Source organism: Ruegeria sp. SAZD011 (assembly GCF_059612545.1).
On record NZ_JBXWQU010000001.1, the window covers coordinates 120636 to 134066 of the forward strand.

The window sequence follows — 13431 nt, forward strand, 5'->3', positions numbered from 1 at the left end:
GCGCATGTTCGATCTGGGCTGGAGCGAGCTTCTGGTGATCGGCGTCGTGGCGCTGATCGTCGTGGGGCCAAAGGACCTGCCGGTATTGTTCCGCAATATCGGGCGCTGGGTCGGCAAGGCCCGCGGGCTGGCACGTGAATTCAGCCGGGCCATGAACGACGCCGCCGACGAGGCGGGGGTCAAGGATATCTCCAAGGGGCTGAAAGCGGCGACCAACCCGGTCAGCACCGCGATGGACGGGGTGCGCAAGGCGGCCACCGATTTCAAGACCGATCTGGACCCCACCAAATACGACCCTGACAGCGAAACCGGCAAGCTGGCGACCGAGCGGGCCGAGCAGGCAAAGAAGATACAGGCCGCCACCGCGCGCGTCGCTGCCGAGCGGCGTCTGCGCGAGGCCACGGCCGAGCTTGAAAAGGCGCAAGAGGCCGAGGCGGCGTTGAAACCCGGAACCGAGACATGAGCAAGACAGACGAGATCGACGATACCTCTGCGCCGCTGATCGAGCATCTGGCCGAGTTGCGCACCCGGCTGATCCGGGCGGTTCTGGCCTTTATCGTGGGGATCGTGCTGGCCTTTACGGTGGCCGAGCCGATCCTGCAATTCCTGTTGGCCCCGATCGAGGCAACGCTGCGCGACCTGGGCGATCCGTCGCCCACGCTGCAATATACCTCGCCGCAGGAATATCTGTTCACGCTGTTCCGCATTTCGATGGTGTTCGGCTTTGCACTGTCCTTTCCCGTGATCGGCTATCAGCTGTGGCGCTTTGTGGCGCCAGGGCTGTACCGGTCCGAAAAGGGCGCGTTCCTGCCGTTTCTGATCGCCTCGCCCTTCATGTTCCTGCTGGGGGCGTCGTTTGCGCAATTCGTGGTCACGCCGCTGGCGATGCAGTTCTTTCTGGGCTTTGCCGATGTCAGTTCGATCTTTGCCAACCTGCTGACGGGGGGCGGCGGCACGGTGCCCTCGGATGTGGCGGTGGTTCCCGAAACCTCGGAAGGGGTCAAGATCACCTTCTTCGGCAAGGTCAACGAATCTCTTGATATCACGCTGAAATTCATCATGGCCTTCGGTCTCTGCTTTCAGCTGCCCGTTCTGTTGACGCTGATGGGCAAGGCCGGACTGGTCAGCGCCGAGGGGCTGGGCAGCGTGCGCAAATACGCGATGGTTGCGATCCTGACCCTGGCCGCGCTGGTGACCCCGCCCGATGTGGTGACCCAGGTCATCCTGTTCACCGTGGTCTATGGGCTTTACGAGATCTCGATCTTCCTGGTGGCGCGGGTGGAGAAGAAACGCGAGGCTCAGCTGCGCGCCGATGGCTATTATGATGACGAAGAGGAGTTCGACGATCCGCTGATGGCCGAATTCGACCAGGACGCGCGCGAAGAGGATGCGCGCAAGTAGGTCTCTTCGTTTACCGCGACTGACGAAACCGATGAAAAGGCGCGCCTGTGACGGCGCGCCTTTTCAGTTCCCAACCGGCGCGGTCGCGCCCTCCGGATGTTGGGGCGCCGGCAGTTTTCCTGTCAGCCACCAGGTCTCGACCAACCCGACGCCGTCAATATTCACCCGCCCGCGCGATTCGAACCCGTAACTGTCTGCCAGCATGTCCCGCACCGGCCCGGTGGCCTGTATGCGCCCTGGCTCTCCATGGCTTTCCATGCGGCTGGCGATATTCACCGTTTCGCCCCAGACGTCATAGAACAGCTTTTGATGGCCAATCACGCCCGCAACAGCCGGACCCGCGTGCAGGCCGATGCGGATATCGATCCCATCGGCAAAGGAACGGGCGACCTCAAGCATGTCGAGCGCCATGTCGGCAACCCGGTGAGCAGGGTCGTCACAGGCGACCGGCAGGCCAGCGGCTACCATGTAGGAATCGCCAATGGTCTTGATCTTTTCCAGCCCGTGTCGTTCGGCCAGGCTGTCGAATTCCGAGAAGATGCCATTGAGGAAGTTGACGATCTGCTCGGGAGTCATGCGGGCCGCGCGTGGAGTGAAGGCGACAAGATCGGCGAACAGGATCGCCACCAGCGGCAGTTTGTCGGCGATCGTCGTGCCGGGATCCTGTTTCAGCCGCGCGGCGATCTGCGCCGGAAGCAGATTGCCCAGCAGCCTTTCCGAGCGCGCGTGCTCGGTCGCCAGTTCGGCCCGTTGCGCCTCGACCTTGGCATAAAGGTCGCCCAGACGTTCGCTGGTGGCATTCACGTTGCGGGCCAGTTCTCCCAGTTCGTCGCGATTGGCAACCGTGACCCGGGTCTCGAAATTTCCGCCTGCTATGGCCCGCAGCGTGCCGCCGATCCGCCGGACGGGCCAGACCATCGAGCCTGAGATCGCATAGCCTAACAGGACGGCGGCTCCGATCGCGGCCAGGGCCGAGGCAATGACCATTTCGCGTGAGGATTCATAGGCAAGCGCCGTGGTTCGTGCGGTTTCGGCCATTTCCGCCTCGATCTCCTGAACCTTGGAATAGGCGCCCCGTTGCATGCGCAGCGCGATGGGCATGAACTCCTGCCGGGCAACTTCGCCTGCGGCCTTGTAATCCTTGCCTTCACGCAATGCGCCCGCACGCCGGGCGATTGCTTGCAAGCGCTTTGCATCTGAACGCAGGCCTGAAACCTCCCGATTGTCGGGCATCCCCGATCGACCGAATGTGCGAAGCCCCTGACCCGTGTGAAGCACGAGATTGTTGGTCCCCTCGATGAGCAGAAATGAGGTGTTGAGAAAGAAACCGCTCGCCCTTTGACGCTGCACGTCGTTGGGGTCGATGGCCATTGCCGTGGCCAGGGTAACCAGATCGCTCAGATAGACATACTGATCGTTGAAAAAGGCGATGCGGTCCTGATCGTATAACAGCTTCTCCGTTCGGGCATTGGCCTGTCGCAGCGTCTCAAGCCCGACCCCTGCCAATCCGGCCAGCAGCAAGGTTACCCCCAGAAACGCCGCCAGCAGCTTTGACCGGATCGAGAGGGACAAGCCGGCGATTGCCCGCACAAGGAAGTTCGGCCGGGCGCCCGTCTTGTCCGGGTCGTGATGCGGCGATTGCGGCAAATCCCTTCCCCCAAAAGGTCATGACCTGCCCAGCTAAGCACAGGTGGCGGATCCAGACAAACCTCGTGCGCCTGTGCCCCGGCAGGTCTGGGTGGCGCTTCGTCCTTTGTCAGAACCTGCGAACCGCGCGATCAGGCTCTTGCCGCGCGGTCGTGAACATGGTTTCTGTGCCCGACCGCAGGGAGGAGAGACATGGACACCGACGCGCTCAACCGCATTGCCGAAGCCCTCGAACGGATGGCGCCGGTGCCCTTGCGCGCGCCCGATTTCACCTGCGCGCCCGCCTTTGTCTGGCATGTCTCCCCTGACCGGCTGGAGCCTGTGGCCCGCGTCAACAGGGTCGATCTCGATCTTCTTGTGGGCATCAACCGTTCGCGCGATACGCTGCTTGACAATACCCGCCGGTTTGCGGCTGGCCATGCGGCCAACAACGCCTTGCTCTGGGGTGCGCGCGGCATGGGGAAATCGAGCCTGGTCAAGGCAGTGCATGGCAGTCTTCAATCTGATTTCCCAGAGCTGAAACTGGTCGAACTGCAACGCGAGGACCTGCCTTCGGTCGCGCGGCTGCTCAACCACCTGCGGGCCGCGCCGCAACGTTTCATCCTGTTCTGCGACGATCTCAGCTTCAGCCATGATGATCAGCATTACAAATCGCTCAAGGCGGTGCTGGATGGCGGCATCGAGGGTCGACCCGAAAACGTGGTCTTCTACGCCACCTCGAACCGGCGCCACCTGATGCCGCGCGACATGATCGAGAACGAGCGTTCCAGCGCCATCAACCCCTCCGAGGCCGTCGAGGAAAAGGTCTCTCTCAGCGACCGCTTCGGTCTCTGGCTGGGGTTCCATCCCTGCGATCAGGATGAATACCTGGCGATGATCGACCGATACTGCGCCGCCTATGGGGTAAAGGTCGCCCCCGATACCCTGCGCGCCGAAGCCATCGAATGGCAGGCGACCCGCGGCGCCCGCTCGGGCCGGGTGGCGTGGCAGTTCTTCACCGATCTCGCGGGCCGTCAGGGCATTGCGCTGCGCTGATCCCTTTCATTCCGCCGCAAATACTCCCGCCGGAGGCGGACCCGTCCGCGCGGCTCAGAGCAACGCCACGATCCGCGCTGCCTCGTCCGCACACGGGGTCAGCGCCGCGCGGTCCTCGCCCGGATGGAACCGGGCGCGCAGCGCGGTCGCCATCGGCGCCGGTTCCACGATGGTGACGCGCGGACCGGTGCGTTCGGTCTCTGCCGCCCAGCTTCGGGCCAGCGACATCTGCGCCGCCTTGCTGGCGCCATAAGCGCCATAGAACTTGGCACCGGCCTTGGGGTCGTCAAAGAACACCGCCTGTCCGGCCTCGCCCAGCAGCGGTGCCACATAGGGGATCAGGACCGAGGTCGCGGTGGCGTTCACCGCAATGGATTTGGTCCAGTCCTTGGGGTCGACGAAGACTGCCGGGCTCAGGGGCGCTGCGTGAATCGCGGTGTGCAGCCACAGGTCGAGCCGCCCCCAACGGTCGTGGATGCCACGGCAGAGCGTTGCCATGGCGGCCGGATCGGTGATGTCCATCGGTGCCAGCGTGGCGCTGCCACCGCGCGCCTTGATCCGGTCATCGAGTTCCTCCAGCGCGCCCGAGGTACGGGCGACCGCAACGATGTGGTGGGTGGGGGCCAGGGCCTCGGCCAGGGCAGCGCCCAGCCCGCGCGAGGCACCGGTGATCAGGGCCAGTTTGGTCTCTTGTGTCATGGCTGCGGTTTGACGGTGGCAGGCGGTCGCGTCAAGGGGGGATCAGCCGCCGGCGATATCGACCCGCCGGGTCCGGCCACCATGCCGCAACACCACACCCTCGGCGTCGATGCCAAGCACCTCGCCCGCGCGTGTGCGGTCACCGGGAGAGACCTCCTCGATCTTGCCTCCCGGCAGCCGCACCAATGCACGCAGATGGCCCGAAGCACCGAACACGCCCAGCACGGTCAGGGTGTTCGCACGTATTTTCGCCGCCTGGGTGGCGGCCTCTTCGACGATTCCGTTTGCCATGATGTCTTGTGTCCGTTTGTCCTTCGGCGCGCTCTATCAGGGGACCGCCCTGGGCGAAAGCCGCCAAGCCACGGCCCGGCAGTATCCCGCCGGTGCGGTGGCCAAGAAAATTCGCCGAATTTTCTTGGGCCGTTGCGCCCAGCTTATTCGGCGGCTTTCAGGGAGAAACCCTTTTCGATCATGTCCGAGGGCCGCACCGGGTATTCGCCCGAGAAACAGGCATCGCAATATTGCGGGCAGGCGCTGTCACGGCCATTTGTCTCGCCCACGGCGCGATAAAGCCCGTTGAGCGAAATGAATTTAAGGCTGTCCACCCCCAGATGGGTGCGCATCTCGTCCTCGGTCATGGTGGCGGCCAGCAGTTTCTCGCGCTCGGGCGTGTCGACGCCATAGAAACAGGGCCAGGCGGTGGGCGGGCTGGCGATGCGGAAATGCACCTCCTTGGCACCGGCATCCAGGATCATGTCCTTGATCTTGCGGCTGGTGGTGCCGCGCACCACCGAATCGTCGACCAGGATCACCCGCTTGCCGCGGATCAGAGCCCGGTTCACGTTCAGCTTCAGCCGCACGCCCATGTTGCGGATCTGCTCGGTGGGCTCGATGAAGGTGCGGCCCATATACTGGTTGCGGATGATCCCCATCGCATAGGGAATGCCGCTTTCCAGCGAAAAGCCGATCGCCGCCGGGGTGCCGCTGTCGGGCACCGGGCAGACCAGATCGGCCTCGACCGGGCTTTCCTTGGCCAGTTCGCGGCCGATCGCCTCGCGCGTTTCATAGACGCTGCGCCCGCCCAGGATCGAATCGGGGCGCGAGAAATAGACATGTTCGAAGATGCAGAACTTGGACGGCTGCGGGCGGAAGGGGAAATGGCTTTCGACGCCGCCGTCGGTGATCACCACCATCTCGCCCGGTTCGATCTCGCGGATGAACTCGGCGCCGATGATATCCAGCGCACAGGTTTCCGAGCTGAGACACCAGCCTTCGCCGATCCGGCCCAGCACGAGCGGCCGCACGCCCAGCGGGTCACGGACGCCGATGAGCTTGGTCCGGGTCATCGCCACCACCGAAAACGCGCCCTCGACCCGGCGCAGCGCATCCTCCATCCGCTCGGGGATGTTGCGCTGCAACGAGCGGGCCATCAGGTGGATGATGCATTCGCTGTCCGACGAGGACTGAAAGATCGAGCCACGCTCGATCAGTTCGCGCCGCAGCGCGTTGGCATTGGTGATGTTGCCGTTATGGGCAATCGCCGCGCCGCCCATGGCAAACTCGCCGAAAAAGGGCTGCACGTCGCGGATCTGGGTCTGTCCCTTGGAGCCGGCGGTGGAGTAGCGCACATGGCCGATGCCCAGCGGGCCGGGCAGGGTCTCCATCACTGATTGCGAGGTGAAGTTGTCGCGGACATAGCCAAAGCGGCGGGCCGAGTTGAACCCCTGTTCAGGGTCATGGGTGACGATACCGCCCGCCTCTTGCCCCCGGTGTTGCAGCGCATGCAGGCCGAGCGCCACGAAACTGGCGGCGTCCTGAACGCCGATCACCCCGAATATTCCGCATTCCTCGCGCAGCTTGTCGTCGTCAAAGGGGTGGGCAATGGGAAAGCGCGGGGCGGGCATCTGCGGGCTTTGCACGGGGGCAGCTCCGATTCCGTTTCAGGTCAGGCCCCACATACTGCCTCTGGCCCCGGCTGTCACGAAAGGATCATAAATTCTTTCGTGACAGCCGGGGCAAAACGGGTGCTTGCCCTTTCTGATCACGCCGCCAGGTCGGGGGCCAGATTGCCACCGCTGCGCAGCATCAGCAGGGCGCGGGTCTGACCATAGTCGAGGCGATGGAAATGGCGGGCGGGAGTCTCGCCGGTCATCAGGATGCGGGCCCCGGTCTGGGCCCAGACAACCTCTTCCTCGGCAAAGCGCAGAGCATGGGCGGGCAGCGGCGCGGCAGGTCGCTTGTGAATGCCCGCGAACCCGGCCAGCGCCGCCACCGGGGCCAGCACGGTGGGCAGGCCGAACAGGCGGCGGCAGTCGGGACCGTTCAGGGCCAGGAAATGCCCCTCGGGCAACAGCAGGTCCGAGCAGGTGCCCAGCGTGCCGCCGGGAATACACCAGAGCGGCACGGGCGCGGCAGTCACCGCATTGGCTGCGGTGACCTTGCAGAACCCGCCGTCGATGGTGGCCACAAGGTCACCGGCGCGAATATCCTCGATTGCGGACCAGCCGGTTTCGGTTTCCAGCAGGGTTCCGGCAGGCAGGCCGGGATCCGCGGGCGTCAGGGCAGGGGTTACGGCGGCAAAGCGGGCAAAGGCAGTATCATGAGAGAGCAGCATCGGGGGTCCTCCTGTCGCTGACGTCTGTTCTGGACTGCCGCCAGAATGGGGTCCGAATTCCGCCGAATTTTCGACACGATTAAGGCCAAATCCGAGAACCGTTGCCAGCGCCGGAACAGTCATGCCCCAACTGCGGGATTCCCCCAAGCCCGAGAACGTGGGGTAAGGTCCTGTTAACCAAGAGAAAGCCCGCGCGGCGGGGCCGGGCGGGCTTTCGAATGCGATTCGTGGCGGCCGCGCGGTTACTGGGCGCAGGTGCCGACTAGCCCCTCGTATTGCTGGGTAACCCAGCCCAGCGCGGCCTCGGGGTTCTGTTGCTCGATCTTGCCGGTCATGCGGGCAAAGACCTGGGCCGAGCGGCTTTCATCGACGATGGTGAAATTCTGCCCGGTCATCACCGTGTCGTAGACAAAGAAGGCAATCGCCACCAGCAGCACACCGCGCGCCACGCCAAAGATGAAGCCCAGCCCCTGGTCCAGCCCGCCCAGGGCGGAACGCTGTACCAGCGAAGAGAACAGCGGCGTGAAGAAGCTGACCACCACCAGCGCCAGCGCGAAGACGGCGGCAAAGGCGGCAATCACGGACAATTCGCAACTGTCGGTCAGGAACTCGCCCACCACCGGCAATTCGCGGATAAGCGGCATCGCCTTGGGCGCAAAGAGAAAGGCAAGTACCGCAGCCGCGATCCAGCCGGCGATGGCCATGGCCTCGCGCACGAAGCCGCGCGCATAGGCCAACAGCGCCGAAAGCACGATGATCAGGGCAACGACCCCGTCGATGATGGTGAAACCTTCCATGGCCCTCGCCTGTCCGTTCCTTGCTGCCCTTTGGGGGCGGTGTTATCCGGCTCCGAAGAACTCGCCGACAAAGCCGACCAGATCGGTGGGGCGGGTCATCGCCAGCCCCTCAAGGGTACCGGTCTTGCCGCCCGCCGGAGCGATGGCTGAGGTGAAACCAAGTTTTTGCGCTTCTTTCAACCTGTTTTCCGTCTGGCTTGCGGGTCGAAGCGCGCCCGAGAGGGAAATTTCGCCGAAAATCACCGTATCGGCGGGCAGCGCCCGGTCTTCGCGCGCGCTGAGAAGCGCGGCGGCCACCGCCAGATCGGCGGCGGGTTCCGAGATCTTGAGCCCGCCCGCCACGTTCAGATAGACATCGAGCCCGGCAAAGGGGATGCCGCAGCGCGCCTCGAGCACGGCGAGGATCATCGCCAGCCGCCCGCCATCCCAGCCCACCACGGTGCGGCGTGGCTGGCTGTGGGGCGAGGGGGCGACAAGGGCCTGCAACTCGACCAGAACGGGGCGGGTACCCTCGATCCCGGCAAAGACCACCGAACCGGGGCTGGGGGCGCCGCGCTCGCTGAGGAAAAGGGCCGAGGGGTTGGTGACCTCAGAGAGCCCCGCGCCGGTCATCTCGAAGACGCCGATTTCGTCCGCCGCGCCGAACCGGTTCTTGACGCTGCGCAGGATGCGGAACTGATGGCCGCGCTCACCCTCGAAATACAGCACGGTGTCGACCATGTGTTCGACGACGCGCGGGCCGGCGATCTGACCCTCCTTTGTGACATGGCCGACCATGATCACCGAAATGCCGGTGCGCTTGGCAAAGGTCGTCAGCTCATGGGCCGAGGCGCGCACCTGGGACACGCTGCCCGGCGCGCTGTCTACATTGTCGGCCCACATGGTCTGGATCGAATCGATGATCACAAGGCCCGGTTTCTCGGCCTCGAGCGTGGTGAGGATGTCGCGCAGGTTGGTCTCGGCGGCCAGTTGCACCGGCGCATCCGCCAACCCCAGACGACGGGCGCGCATGCGCACCTGGGCGCTGGCCTCTTCGCCCGAGACATAGAGGGTTTTCAGACCCTTGCGGGCAAAAGCGGCTACCGCCTGCAACAAAAGCGTGGATTTGCCGATGCCCGGATCGCCACCCACCAGGATCGCCGAGGCGGGCACCAGCCCGCCGCCCAGCACCCGGTCCAGCTCGTCTATCCCCGACAGCGCGCGGGGCGGCGGGGTCTCTTCCGAGGCGAGATCGGTAAGCGTGACGGCCCGGCCCCGCCTGGCGCCGAGTGATGTCTTGGCCGGACCCACCGACAGGCCCGCATCCTGGGAGATGGTGTTCCATTCGCCGCAGCCTTCGCAGCGACCCGACCATTTGGTGAAGGACGCTCCGCAGGCGGAGCAGGAGAAAGAGGGTTTTGCCATACGCGCTTAGTGCCCTGTCTTTGGCGACACCTCAAGAGCGGAGCGCTCCCGCCCCCCTCGGGCGCCCCTGGCGGGACGCCTGCGGGCGTTGGGCCGGGCGCCGCTGTCGCGGCGGTTTCTTGCGAGGCTCTGCCTCGCGCTCCGGGATATTTGGGGCAAGAGGAAGGGGTCAGGGTGCCTTTTGCCGCTGGCGGTCGGTCAACAGGCTCAACGTGATCGAGGCGAGGATGCAGGCGGTGAAGAGATAGAGGCCCCAGGCGACCTCGATGGTGGCATAGGAGATGCCCTTGGCCAGGGTGATATAGAGCGCGATCAGGAAGATATCGGCCATGGCGAGCTTGCCCAGAATATGCAGGGCGGGCTGTGCCCGAGGATCGAGCAGATCCCACTGGATCAGGGCGGTGCCGATGGTTTTCACGTAGGGGGCGAAGAGGGCGAATGCGGTGACGATCAGCGCCAGCGCCACGTCCGAGGCCCAGAGGCTTTGCAGCCCGGTGATCACGCTGATCTCGCTCAGGCCAAAGATCGGCAGCAGGCCCGCGCGCATCAGCGGCGCGAACCAGGCGATGGGATAGAGGATCAGCAGCGACAGGGTGGCGAGGCGGAGGGTCATCGGGTTGTCTCGTTGTTTGCGATGACCGACCTAATCAGCCGTCCGTATCGCCACAAGCCTTGGGTGGGTTTATACCTGCCATGATGAACGGGGAAAATGGGAGGTGGACATGTCAGATTTTGTGTCGTTCCGGTCGGTGGTCGATCCATCGGATTGCGATTTTCTGGGACATATGAATGTCTCGCGCTATTTCGGGGCCTGTTCGGATGCGGTTTTTGCGGCCCAGTCCGAAATGGGGCTGACCGCCGACGACATGCGCAGCGGCCGGCGCCTGTCCTTTGCTGTGGTCCATGCCGAGAGCGATTTCCTGGCCGAACTTTCCGCCGGCGATGCCATCTACATGCGCACCAGCGTGGCGGAGTTCGGCGGCAAGTCGCTGACCTTTCGGCACCGGCTGTTCCGGGCGGCGGATGACAAGGAGGCGTTCCACACGCTGTTCAAATGCGTGTTGCTCAACCTCGAGACCCGGCGGGCCGAAACACTGCCCGAGGCGGTGCGCGCCAAGGCCGTTGCATGGGCGGAAGAGGGGTTTGGCGGGATGCCGGGGGTCTAGGCGGCCGATCGGATGACCGGGTCAGCGCACCGCCTCGATCGGCCCTTCCGCACGGCCATGGATGAACTGATCCAGATAGGGGTCGCCGCTGTCGTCCATCTGCGCCACCGGGCCGGTCCACTGGATCACGCCGCCATGCAGCATGGCCACGTTGTCGGCAATGGCGCGCACGCTGGTCATGTCATGGGTGATGGTCATAGCGGTGGCACCCATCTCGGTCACGATCTCGCGGATCAGTTCGTTGATCACGCCCGCCATGATCGGGTCGAGGCCCGTGGTGGGCTCGTCAAAGAAGATGATCTCGGGCTCGGCGGCGATGGCGCGCGCAAGGCCTACGCGTTTCTGCATGCCGCCGGAGAGTTCGGCCGGAAAGCGGTCGGCCACGTCGGGTTTCAGCCCGACGCGGCGCAGCTTCTCGATGGCGATCTCTCGGGCCTCGGCCTGGGGGCGCTTCAGCGACCCGCGCAGCAGGCGAAAGGCGACGTTCTGCCAGACCGGCAGCGAGTCGAACAGCGCGCCGCCCTGGAACAGCATCCCGAACCGGGCCAGGAACGCATCGCGGTCGCTGGTATCGGCGGCATCCTTGCCATCGACATATATCTTGCCCCCGTCGGGCTTGATCAGCCCCAGCACGCATTTCAGCGCCACCGACTTGCCGGTGCCCGAGCCGCCGATGATCACCATCGAGGTGCCGCGCGGCACATGCAGGTTCATCCCCTGCAACACGCGATTGGGGCCAAAGGCCTTGTGGACATTCTCCATCCGGATCATATCGAGAAGAACACCCCCGTGAGAACAAAGTTGGCCGCCAGGATCAGCACGGCGGCCGCCTCGACCGAGCCCTTGGTGGCGCGACCCACGCCCTGGGCGCCGCGGCCTGAATTCATGCCGTAATAGCAGCCCATGACCGCCGCGATGACGCCGAACACCGCCCCCTTGACCAGCGACGAGACCACGTCGCGGGTTTCCAGGAAATCGACGGTGTTTTGCAGATAGGCGGCGGCGTTGAAGCCGAGATTCTGCACCGCCACCGTATAGCCGCCCATGATGCCGATGATATCGCCGATACCCACCAGCAGCGGGACCGTGATCAGCGCCGCCAGCACCCGCGGCGCGGTCAGGTATTTCATCGGATGGGTCGAGAGTGTCACCAGCGCGTCGATCTGCTCGGTCACCTTCATCGTGGCGATCTCGGCCGCGATCGAGGAGGTGACGCGGGCCGCGATCATCAGCCCCACCAGCACCGGACCCAGTTCGCGCACCATGCCGATGGCGACGATCTGCGGCACCACGGCCTCGGCGTTGAACCGGGCGCCACCGGCATAGATCTGCAAGGCCAGTGCGCCGCCGGTAAAGATGGCGGTCAGACCCACAACCGGCAGCGACAGCCAGCCGATATTCAGCAGCGCAACCGCCAGTTCACGCGGGTAATAGGGCGGGCGCAGGATATGGCTGACCGCGTCGAGCGCAAACAGCGTCACCCGGCCAAAGCTGGCCAGAACAGACAGGACCAGCCGGCCCAGCCGCGCCAGAAGTGCAAGCGGGCTCATTCCGCGAGGCTCTGCGGCAACAGGTCGGGGCGGCGCTGCAACTTGTCACGGATCGATTCGACAGCGCGTTCGGCGCTGGCCGAGCGGCTGACATAGCTGCGGCGATATCGCCGGCCCATCGAAGTCAGGATCTCATAGCCGATGGTGCCGGCGGCCTCGGCCAGATCATCAACGGTCTGAAGCCGGTTGAGCAGTTGCAGGCTGGCGGGTTCGTGGTCCAGTGCGCTGACATCGACAGTGATCAGATCCATCGAGATCCGGCCCACCACCGGGCAGGCGATCTTGCCAGCATAGAGCGAGATGCCACGTCCCATCGCGCGGTGCAGCCCGTCCGCATAGCCCGCCGCCACCGTGGCGATACGGCTGGCGCGCGGGGCGGTCCAGCTGTTGCCATAGCCCACCGTTTCGCCCTGGGCCACGTCGCGCACCTGGATCACCGGCAGGTCGAGGGTGACGACCGCCTTGGCCTCGTCGAACGGTTCGCCCCCATAGAGGCCGACGCCGGGGCGGCAGAGGTCAAAGTGATAATCCGGCCCCAGCAGGATACCACCCGTGGCCGCCAGTGAGCGCGGAACTTTAATTCCGTCCGTCATCTCTTTGAAAACGCGCAATTGCTCGCGGTTCATATCATGGTCTGGCTCATCGGCGCAGGCCAGGTGCGACATGATCAGAACCGGGTTCTGGCGCAGCGCGATCTCGCGCAGCTGAGCCCAGTCTTCGGGTTCCAGCCCCAGCCGGTTCATTCCGGTGTCAAGCTGGATGCCAAAGCGGTGGCCCGGCAACTGCTCCACATGGCGGAGCATCTGATCGACCGAGTTGATCATCGGGGTCAGCCGGTTGGCGCGCAGGATGCCCGCGTCGCCCTCCATATGGCCCGAGAAGACACCGATCATCGGCTCGGGGCCGACCGCCTTGCGCACCGCGGCGCCTTCCTCGGCGGCGGCGACAAAGAACTTGCGGGCCCCGGCACGGGCCAGGCGAGCGGCGACACGGCCAGACCCAAGGCCATAGCCATCGGCCTTGACCACGGCAGCGGTCTCGGTGGCGGTGCGGGCATCCAGCGCCCGCCAGTTGTCGGCAAGCGCGTCGAGGTCGATGGTCAGATGTGCGGTACTCAT

General features: G+C 64.9%; 15 protein-coding genes. 4 read left to right on the forward strand and 11 right to left on the reverse strand.

The genetic code is table 11. The features are described 5' to 3' along the window. Positions 1 to 4 precede the first annotated feature (4 nt). On the forward strand, positions 5 to 463 hold the full coding sequence (gene tatB / locus AC2FLM_RS00595; RefSeq protein ID WP_234136189.1) for a Sec-independent protein translocase protein TatB: 459 nt from the start codon (positions 5 to 7) through the stop codon (positions 461 to 463). Beyond that, the gene (gene tatC / locus AC2FLM_RS00600; protein ID WP_496854736.1) at positions 460 to 1401 is read left to right on the forward strand and encodes a twin-arginine translocase subunit TatC; all 942 of its coding nucleotides are present in this window, start codon (positions 460 to 462) and stop codon (positions 1399 to 1401) included. The genes tatB and tatC overlap by 4 nt, the downstream gene beginning before the upstream one ends. A 63-nt stretch (positions 1402 to 1464) precedes the next feature. Here tatC and AC2FLM_RS00605 read toward each other — a convergent pair whose 3' ends face one another. Continuing rightward, positions 1465 to 3048, reverse strand: a complete 1584-nt coding sequence (locus AC2FLM_RS00605; RefSeq protein ID WP_496854738.1) for an adenylate/guanylate cyclase domain-containing protein — start codon at positions 3046 to 3048, stop codon at positions 1465 to 1467. A gap of 192 nt (positions 3049 to 3240) precedes the next feature. Here AC2FLM_RS00605 and AC2FLM_RS00610 point away from each other — a divergent pair, with 192 nt between their 5' ends. Continuing rightward, positions 3241 to 4083 (forward strand): ATP-binding protein, encoded by an 843-nt coding sequence (locus tag AC2FLM_RS00610; protein ID WP_496854740.1) that lies wholly within the window; start codon positions 3241 to 3243, stop codon positions 4081 to 4083. A gap of 54 nt (positions 4084 to 4137) precedes the next feature. Here AC2FLM_RS00610 and AC2FLM_RS00615 read toward each other — a convergent pair whose 3' ends face one another. The 7 genes from AC2FLM_RS00615 to AC2FLM_RS00645 all read right to left on the reverse strand — a co-directional run bounded on the left by AC2FLM_RS00615 (position 4138) and on the right by AC2FLM_RS00645 (position 10210). After that, positions 4138 to 4782, reverse strand: coding sequence for an SDR family NAD(P)-dependent oxidoreductase (locus AC2FLM_RS00615; protein WP_496854742.1), 645 nt, complete (start codon positions 4780 to 4782; stop codon positions 4138 to 4140). Between the two features lie 42 nt (positions 4783 to 4824). After that, the gene (locus AC2FLM_RS00620) at positions 4825 to 5073 is read right to left on the reverse strand and encodes a hypothetical protein (protein ID WP_496854744.1); all 249 of its coding nucleotides are present in this window, start codon (positions 5071 to 5073) and stop codon (positions 4825 to 4827) included. A gap of 143 nt (positions 5074 to 5216) precedes the next feature. Continuing rightward, positions 5217 to 6686 carry an amidophosphoribosyltransferase gene (purF, locus tag AC2FLM_RS00625; RefSeq protein WP_234176136.1) on the reverse strand — a complete coding sequence of 490 codons (1470 nt, stop codon included), beginning with the start codon at positions 6684 to 6686 and terminating at the stop codon, positions 5217 to 5219. Positions 6687 to 6823: 137 nt separating this feature from the next. Beyond that, positions 6824 to 7396, reverse strand: coding sequence for a Hint domain-containing protein (locus tag AC2FLM_RS00630; RefSeq protein ID WP_496854746.1), 573 nt, complete (start codon positions 7394 to 7396; stop codon positions 6824 to 6826). Positions 7397 to 7638: 242 nt separating this feature from the next. Beyond that, positions 7639 to 8193: a CvpA family protein gene (locus AC2FLM_RS00635; protein ID WP_234136195.1), complete on the reverse strand. Its 555-nt coding sequence runs from the start codon at positions 8191 to 8193 to the stop codon at positions 7639 to 7641. A 42-nt stretch (positions 8194 to 8235) separates the two neighbouring features. Next, positions 8236 to 9597, reverse strand: a complete 1362-nt coding sequence (gene radA / locus AC2FLM_RS00640; protein WP_234221525.1) for a DNA repair protein RadA — start codon at positions 9595 to 9597, stop codon at positions 8236 to 8238. A 169-nt stretch (positions 9598 to 9766) separates the two neighbouring features. Further along, positions 9767 to 10210 (reverse strand): paraquat-inducible protein A, encoded by a 444-nt coding sequence (locus AC2FLM_RS00645; RefSeq protein ID WP_234221526.1) that lies wholly within the window; start codon positions 10208 to 10210, stop codon positions 9767 to 9769. Positions 10211 to 10319: 109 nt separating this feature from the next. On the opposite strand from AC2FLM_RS00645, the gene AC2FLM_RS00650 reads away from it, so the two are divergent. Further along, positions 10320 to 10763, forward strand: a complete 444-nt coding sequence (locus AC2FLM_RS00650; RefSeq protein ID WP_496854748.1) for an acyl-CoA thioesterase — start codon at positions 10320 to 10322, stop codon at positions 10761 to 10763. A 21-nt stretch (positions 10764 to 10784) separates the two neighbouring features. Here AC2FLM_RS00650 and AC2FLM_RS00655 read toward each other — a convergent pair whose 3' ends face one another. The 3 genes from AC2FLM_RS00655 to alr are packed head-to-tail and all read right to left on the reverse strand — an operon-like array spanning position 10785 to position 13431. Further along, complete coding sequence (locus tag AC2FLM_RS00655; RefSeq protein ID WP_496854750.1) at positions 10785 to 11534, reverse strand: ABC transporter ATP-binding protein; 750 nt, start codon at positions 11532 to 11534, stop codon at positions 10785 to 10787. Then, positions 11531 to 12313: an MlaE family ABC transporter permease gene (locus tag AC2FLM_RS00660; RefSeq protein ID WP_234136200.1), complete on the reverse strand. Its 783-nt coding sequence runs from the start codon at positions 12311 to 12313 to the stop codon at positions 11531 to 11533. The genes AC2FLM_RS00655 and AC2FLM_RS00660 overlap by 4 nt, the downstream gene beginning before the upstream one ends. Continuing rightward, positions 12310 to 13431, reverse strand: a complete 1122-nt coding sequence (gene alr / locus AC2FLM_RS00665) for an alanine racemase (protein WP_496854753.1) — start codon at positions 13429 to 13431, stop codon at positions 12310 to 12312. The genes AC2FLM_RS00660 and alr overlap by 4 nt, the downstream gene beginning before the upstream one ends.

Excerpts from the sequence above, each read along its gene's own strand:
- AC2FLM_RS00650 (WP_496854748.1), top strand. The coding sequence starts at position 10,320 with ATGTCAGATTTTGTGTCGTTCCGGTCGGTGGTCGATCCATCGGATTGC.
- AC2FLM_RS00630 (WP_496854746.1), bottom strand. The coding sequence starts at position 7,396 with ATGCTGCTCTCTCATGATACTGCCTTTGCCCGCTTTGCCGCCGTAACC.
- tatC (WP_496854736.1), top strand. The coding sequence starts at position 460 with ATGAGCAAGACAGACGAGATCGACGATACCTCTGCGCCGCTGATCGAG.
- purF (WP_234176136.1), bottom strand. The coding sequence starts at position 6,686 with ATGCCCGCCCCGCGCTTTCCCATTGCCCACCCCTTTGACGACGACAAG.
- tatB (WP_234136189.1), top strand. The coding sequence starts at position 5 with ATGTTCGATCTGGGCTGGAGCGAGCTTCTGGTGATCGGCGTCGTGGCG.
- radA (WP_234221525.1), bottom strand. The coding sequence starts at position 9,597 with ATGGCAAAACCCTCTTTCTCCTGCTCCGCCTGCGGAGCGTCCTTCACC.
- AC2FLM_RS00645 (WP_234221526.1), bottom strand. The coding sequence starts at position 10,210 with ATGACCCTCCGCCTCGCCACCCTGTCGCTGCTGATCCTCTATCCCATC.
- AC2FLM_RS00615 (WP_496854742.1), bottom strand. The coding sequence starts at position 4,782 with ATGACACAAGAGACCAAACTGGCCCTGATCACCGGTGCCTCGCGCGGG.
- AC2FLM_RS00635 (WP_234136195.1), bottom strand. The coding sequence starts at position 8,193 with ATGGAAGGTTTCACCATCATCGACGGGGTCGTTGCCCTGATCATCGTG.
- AC2FLM_RS00610 (WP_496854740.1), top strand. The coding sequence starts at position 3,241 with ATGGACACCGACGCGCTCAACCGCATTGCCGAAGCCCTCGAACGGATG.
- AC2FLM_RS00620 (WP_496854744.1), bottom strand. The coding sequence starts at position 5,073 with ATGGCAAACGGAATCGTCGAAGAGGCCGCCACCCAGGCGGCGAAAATA.
- alr (WP_496854753.1), bottom strand. The coding sequence starts at position 13,431 with ATGAGTACCGCACATCTGACCATCGACCTCGACGCGCTTGCCGACAAC.
- AC2FLM_RS00655 (WP_496854750.1), bottom strand. The coding sequence starts at position 11,534 with ATGATCCGGATGGAGAATGTCCACAAGGCCTTTGGCCCCAATCGCGTG.
- AC2FLM_RS00660 (WP_234136200.1), bottom strand. The coding sequence starts at position 12,313 with ATGAGCCCGCTTGCACTTCTGGCGCGGCTGGGCCGGCTGGTCCTGTCT.